Source organism: Bradyrhizobium sp. WSM4874, assembly GCF_055811835.1.
This window is the reverse complement of record NZ_JBVVPR010000108.1, coordinates 1-5,608: the sequence shown is the minus strand read 5'-3', so window position 1 is coordinate 5,608 and position 5,608 is coordinate 1. Positions and strand designations below refer to the sequence as shown.

At 58.5% G+C, this 5,608-nt stretch carries 8 protein-coding genes; 7 read left to right on the top strand and 1 reads right to left on the bottom strand.

Annotated elements, in window-relative coordinates; genetic code table 11:
• Nucleotides 1-185: hypothetical protein (locus tag AC0L3P_RS39190; protein ID WP_473309346.1), on the bottom strand; the 185-nt coding region annotated here is incomplete at its 3' end.
• 281 nt (nucleotides 186-466) lie between these two features.
• Between AC0L3P_RS39190 and AC0L3P_RS39185 the strand changes: the two genes are divergently transcribed.
• From AC0L3P_RS39185 to sctO, 7 genes are read left to right on the top strand one after another with little or no spacing between them, the layout of a single operon-like run.
• Nucleotides 467-880, top strand: coding sequence for a hypothetical protein (locus AC0L3P_RS39185; RefSeq protein WP_473309345.1), 414 nt, complete (start codon nucleotides 467-469; stop codon nucleotides 878-880).
• On the top strand, nucleotides 877-1,308 hold the full coding sequence (locus AC0L3P_RS39180; RefSeq protein ID WP_473309344.1) for an EscI/YscI/HrpB family type III secretion system inner rod protein: 432 nt from the start codon (nucleotides 877-879) through the stop codon (nucleotides 1,306-1,308). Before AC0L3P_RS39185 ends, AC0L3P_RS39180 begins: the two co-directional genes overlap by 4 nt.
• An 18-nt stretch (nucleotides 1,309-1,326) precedes the next feature.
• On the top strand, nucleotides 1,327-2,088 hold the full coding sequence (gene sctJ, locus AC0L3P_RS39175) for a type III secretion system inner membrane ring lipoprotein SctJ (RefSeq protein WP_473309343.1): 762 nt from the start codon (nucleotides 1,327-1,329) through the stop codon (nucleotides 2,086-2,088).
• 26 nt (nucleotides 2,089-2,114) lie between these two features.
• Complete coding sequence (locus AC0L3P_RS39170; protein WP_473309342.1) at nucleotides 2,115-2,810, top strand: hypothetical protein; 696 nt, start codon at nucleotides 2,115-2,117, stop codon at nucleotides 2,808-2,810.
• Nucleotides 2,789-3,415, top strand: a complete 627-nt coding sequence (locus AC0L3P_RS39165; RefSeq protein WP_473309341.1) for a FliH/SctL family protein — start codon at nucleotides 2,789-2,791, stop codon at nucleotides 3,413-3,415. Before AC0L3P_RS39170 ends, AC0L3P_RS39165 begins: the two co-directional genes overlap by 22 nt.
• 23 nt (nucleotides 3,416-3,438) lie before the next feature.
• The gene (gene sctN, locus AC0L3P_RS39160; protein WP_473309340.1) at nucleotides 3,439-4,791 is read left to right on the top strand and encodes a type III secretion system ATPase SctN; all 1,353 of its coding nucleotides are present in this window, start codon (nucleotides 3,439-3,441) and stop codon (nucleotides 4,789-4,791) included.
• Nucleotides 4,788-5,231 carry a type III secretion system stalk subunit SctO gene (gene sctO, locus AC0L3P_RS39155; protein ID WP_473309338.1) on the top strand — a complete coding sequence of 148 codons (444 nt, stop codon included), beginning with the start codon at nucleotides 4,788-4,790 and terminating at the stop codon, nucleotides 5,229-5,231. The genes sctN and sctO overlap by 4 nt, the downstream gene beginning before the upstream one ends.
• The last annotated feature ends 377 nt before the right edge of the window (nucleotides 5,232-5,608 follow it).

The window sequence follows — 5,608 nt, the reverse complement described above, 5'->3', positions numbered from 1 at the left end:
GCCCCGCGTTCAGCATAACCCGGCAGGAATCCACTTAAATCCAGCGGGGCGCTGTCCAAACAACCGGGGCCAGCTCTCATCGCTTCACAAAGCGCCGCCGCAACTTGCCCATCGTCACCCGGCATGCCAGCTTGGCCGTCGATTTCCTTGTTCTGGCCGCGTTGGGGGCAGGTCAGTACGTCCATATGGAGCCGGTATGACACCATGCCGGTGCTGTATTTGCGCCGAGCGGCTCTCTCAACTAGATAGACGTGAGAGTTGCTCGCCTACAGCCGGCATGCCACTCGCATAAGTCGCCTCGCATGCTTGCCGGCGCGGTCGGTAGCACCGCAAGTGGTGGCGTAATGCTTACCTGGGATATAAGATGAGCGCTGCGAAGCACTTGCGGCTCCCGCGAGACGTCTTCGAAGGTGGCGAGATATAACATGCGATTCGCAAGTCGCTCGGTCAGGAACAACGAGAGTAAATGTCTCCTTTGTCTACTCCTTCGCCGCTCAACAATCACGCCGGCCTTTTGCGACCCCTTGCCGAGGCTGCATTTTTGGCTTGTGTCACGAACGACGTCGTGCGCGCGAGGCGGATTGCGAAGGGGCTTGGCTTACTGGCGCAGGGCAGTCGGGAGTGCGCCATTGCATGCGCTGTTGCCGATCTGGCGTCAGGCGACATCGAGGCTGCGGTGAAACGTCTCGATCCTCTTACTAAGGCCAATGACGCATATGGGATAGTGTTTCAAGCCCTGGCTCTTGGGCTGGCTGGACGCTTAAGCGAACGCGATGCACTCCTCAGGGCTGCTCCAATTAGCGATCCGGCCTTCAACGGCCTCCTCACAGCGGTAGGCAAGATCGCACCAGCGCATATTTGCAGGAATGACATCTCATGAGCAGCGTAAATAATATCCTCCTGAACGCGTCACCGGCCATGTTGGCGACGGAGCGGCGGGCGGCACCCATAGCGTCGACTGAATCGGTTGAGGCGTTTCGTGCCGAACTTAATTCACCTGAGCTCTTGCAAGGAGCCGGACGAGTGAGCATCGCTGGTGACAGGCTAACGACGGAGCGGCCCCGAGCGGGTGTTCCTCCCAAGCACGATGAGATCATCAGTGGCATGGACAAGTTGAGCGCCGACTTTGCCCAGTCCATGGAAGCCGTTCGCACAGCCGCAGAAGGCATGAACTTTGGGGAAATCCGCTCGGCTGAGTGGCTCAACGCGCAGTTCGCGTTATCAGCTATGACCCTGCAGTACGACATCGCTGCCAAAGTAGTTGGAAAGGCCACCCAAACCCTCGACACGTTCCTGAAGAACCAATGAACACGATCATGGACGAGCATGGCCCTCATATTGAAGCGGGCGGCAGCACTTGTTGTGCTATTCACCCTACTAGGTTGCGGATCGAGAACTGAGCTGTATCGAACTCTTTCAGCCCGCGAGGCGAACGGAATGCTTGCGCTCCTGATGCGCCAAGGAATTAACGCGGAGCGAGTGACAGACAAGAGCGGCGCTGTCTCGCTGGTAGTGCCAACGCCAGACGTGCCACGCGCTACGGATGTGTTAGAGAGTGCGGGATGGCCCCGAGATCGCTTCGCGGATATGGGGGCTCTCTTCAAGAAAGAAGGAATGTTATCATCGCCGACAGAGGAGCGTGTGCGCTACATATACGGGATGAGACAGGAGCTTGCACAGACGCTGTCCAGTATCGATGGTGTTCTTAATGCCCGGGTCCATGCAGTCTTGCCGGACAACGCGAGTGGCGAGCGTCAACGGCCCGCGCCATCAACTGCTGCTGTACTTGTCCGTCACAAACCTGGTGCTCCGATCGATCAGATCGTGCCGAAAATCAAGGAGCTGGTCGCAAACAGCCTGGAGGGGCTGTCCTACGATCGCGTCTCAGTCACCCTTGTAGAGGCAAGTCAGGACAATTCCTTGCTGCGCCAAAACGCGGCTGCTTTGGCGACAGAGGGCGGGGATTCGCCCAGCCTCTTAATTGCGCTCGTAGGCGGCATAGTGGTATCGCTGCTCGGCAATGCCGTGCTCATGTTTTTGCTATGGCGGGCGCGGTCTGGCCCTACAACGGGTATGGCGCCGTGGTGACGTCAAGCAGAGCCAACAATCAGCCTATGATCGCTACAAGCTCAGCACAGATTTCGGAAGAATGGCTTGATACACCTTGGGCCGGAGCGATGATGCGCTGCATCGCCGATCCTGCCTCCGATCTCGATGTTACTCTGGCGAGTGGATGGCCCGAATGGATACCGCTGGAGCTCGCTCAGGCTGACCCGTTCATCCGTGTCAGACTTGGACGCTGGCTACTTCGTGGCCGGGATAACGAAGTGTCTGCCATTATTGCGGCTAGCGAGGCACCACGAACCCGGCTCGCATTTCTGCCCGCACGGGAGGCCGTGCGCCTTATGTGCCTAACAGGCGCCTGGACGGGTGCGTCCAGCCTCATGGGCCTGCTTCGGAAATGCGATGTTGTAGCGGCGCGCAACGTTCTGGGACACGAGGCGTTTGCATTCGCGCCGCATGCTGCACTGCTGCCGCGACCGAGCCTCGCAGTGATGTCGGCAATCGGCGCTTCCGAGATGCCTAACCCGCCTAGTGTATTGCTCAATTACGGTGCGGCGATCTTTGCCCTTGCAATAGGCGACATCCCAGAAGTGTTACGGGCGCGATTACGGTTGCGCCGCCCTGCACCGATGTGGAAGACGACGGCGGACGGCTGCCATGACGACAGTGCTGGCGAGGACGCCTTTCGGGCGATGCGGCGCCTGATCCGCAAAACGATGCCAATATGGTTGCATTGGTTCAACTGACATCTGGAACGGTTCACATTTTGACCCCAGCAGGAATTTTGCCGGCGGCGAGCGCACACGCGATGGTGGACGCCGAGCAACTGCTCACTCGGGCTCGGCTCGAGGCGGATGCGCTCCTTGATGCAGCGCGGGACTCCGCAATTATGATGGAGAGCGCAGCCAAAGAGGCTGGGCTGAAAGCAGCGGAAACGATAGTGCAAGACCGCTTGACAGCAATCGCTGTGCAATCTCTGCGGATAATGGAGCAGAACAAGGAGCGGATCGTCGACATGGGCCTGCAGATCGCACGTCGGCTTATCGATGCCATTGATCGGGATGAGGCGGCGGTGCAGATCGCTCTGCGCACTCTGAGACTCGTGGGCCATAGCTCCCTCGTCCGCCTGCGGGTGGCTCCGTCGGCTGTCGAGACGGTTCGCATACGGTTGGACGCGATACTCCCGGCGGCGACATCGCGGGCCGTCATCGAAGTGATTGCTGACCCGCGAGTCAATGATGCTGGGTGTATCCTTGAGACCGATGCTGGATTGGTTGAGGCCACAATCGAAAGCCAACTAAGCTCAATCGAAAGCGGTCTGCGCAAGAGCCTAGAAGCCCCGCGAACGTGATTTCCGAGCCAGCGAAGCCGCCGATGGACGTCCCACCCACAGATTGGGCGCACGACAAGGTCGATCGCTTCTTCGAGCTTGCGAACAGAGTGGTTGCAGAGACACCCACTATGCATTTCCGCGGCCGGGTCCTTCAAGTCATCGGAACAATCATTCGTGCGACGGCCCCTGGCGCTCGCATCGGCGACCTCTGCACGCTTCGAAATGCCGAGAACAACTTCAACATGTTGGCGGAAATCGTCGGTCTTCAGGGCAACGTAGCTATCTTAACACCGCTTGGCGAAATCCAAGGACTTTCTACGCTGACGGAGGTAATTCCGCTGGGAGAGCCTCTAATGGTGCCAGTCGGCTGGAACCTGCTTGGCCGAGTAATTGACGGTTTTGGCCGCCCTCTCGACACATCCGCCCGCGGGCCTCTGCTTGCTGAAGCCCGCGTGCCGGTCCACAGCCACGCGCCTGCCCCCCTGACCCGGCGTATCATTGATCGCGTTCTTCCGGTCGGTGTCCGAGCCATCGATGGTCTGTTGACCTGCGGGGAGGGGCAGCGGATCGGAATTTTCGCCGCAGCGGGCGGCGGCAAGAGTACACTTCTCTCGATGTTGCTGCGGGGCGCAGCGGCAGATGTGACAGTGACAGCTCTAGTTGGCGAGCGTGGTCGAGAGGTACAAGAGTTCATCGAACACAGCCTCGACCCAGAAGCGCGACTGAAATCGGTTGTCGTCGTTGCAACATCCGACCGCTCCGCAATGGAGCGGGTGAAAGCGGCGTATGTGGCGACGACAATCGCTGAATGGTATCGCGATCAGGGACGGCGTGTGCTGCTTCTTGTGGATTCGTTAACGCGCTTTGCCCGGGCGCAGAGGGAGATCGGTCTTGCGGCCGGTGAGCCGGCTACTCGGCGTGGTTTTCCCGCTTCCGTGTTCGCGACTCTTCCGAAGCTCACGGAACGCGCCGGAAACAACGACCGCGGCTCGATAACAGCCTTTTACACCGTGCTCGTGGAGGGCGATGATATGGTCGAACCCGTGGCTGATGAAAGCCGTTCGATCTTGGATGGTCATATCGTGCTCTCACGTGCCTTGGCAACGTCGAACCACTATCCTGCTATCGACATTCTGACGAGCGTGAGCCGTGTGATGAACACTATCGTTTCCTCGCGGCATCAGAACTTGGCGGGCGGGCTGCGAGAGTTAATGGCTAAATATCAAGAGGTCGAGCTGTTACTACGCGTCGGCGAGTACAAGGAAGGAGCCGATCTACTTGCTGACGCGGCTATCGCTAGGATGGAAAATATACGATCCTTCCTTCGCCAGTCAGCATCTGAACAGATTCGGTTCGATTCGATGCTTACCGGGCTTGCCGATTGCCTGGCATGAAGCCACGGCCAGAACATCAACTGCTCGAATTAAGAAATCTGCGGCATCGCCGGGCGGAAGATACTCTCCGAGTATGGCAGGCAACGCTCGACAGCGCTACAGCGGCTAGTAATGCAGCCCTGACAGACCTTCGAAGTTGGCAACAACATCGGTCTCGTCGAGAATCCGCGTTATACGACACGCTGATCGGCTTAACGCTCGCCCGCAACGATTTTGAAGAGGTGACGGCGGCAATACTCTCCCTAGACCAATACGAACAGCTGCTCAAAAGACGTCTGGAGCAGGCTATGGTAGAGGCCGACCAAGCGCGGCAGGTACGCGAGAAGGCGTACAAGGCGGCCCGTGAGACATGTTGGGCGTTCGACAAATGGGAGAATTTGGTTCGTGCCTTGCGCGCAAGCCCCGAGGTGGAGGAAGAGGAAGGAGGCGACTCCGCTTAATCCCTCCACTCTCAAATGAATATAGGTTAGAGTTTTAATTAATTCAAGAAGCCGACGGGCGCCGCCACAACCAACTCGCTCGCGCCTTGTCCTTAGCAGCAGGCGGTCGTTGCCTTGCCTGGGCGATAGATAATCGTCCGTTAACGAGTCGAATTGAGCGGGAGTGGTGAAGTGGACCCCGGAGCTGGGACCAGGGATCGGCGAAGTTAAGGCGTGATCCGGCCTGCCTTATCCTTCAAATCAAGCAGCTTCCTGCTGCTGCTTTTGCGTCTGCTGTGGGTAGTCGTCCGTGAACAAGGCTCTAAGCGATTGAGCAGGAGTCTCTTTTTCGGATTCGAGGCGGTTTGAGATTGCAGGGATTGGGAGGTTGAAGCCGC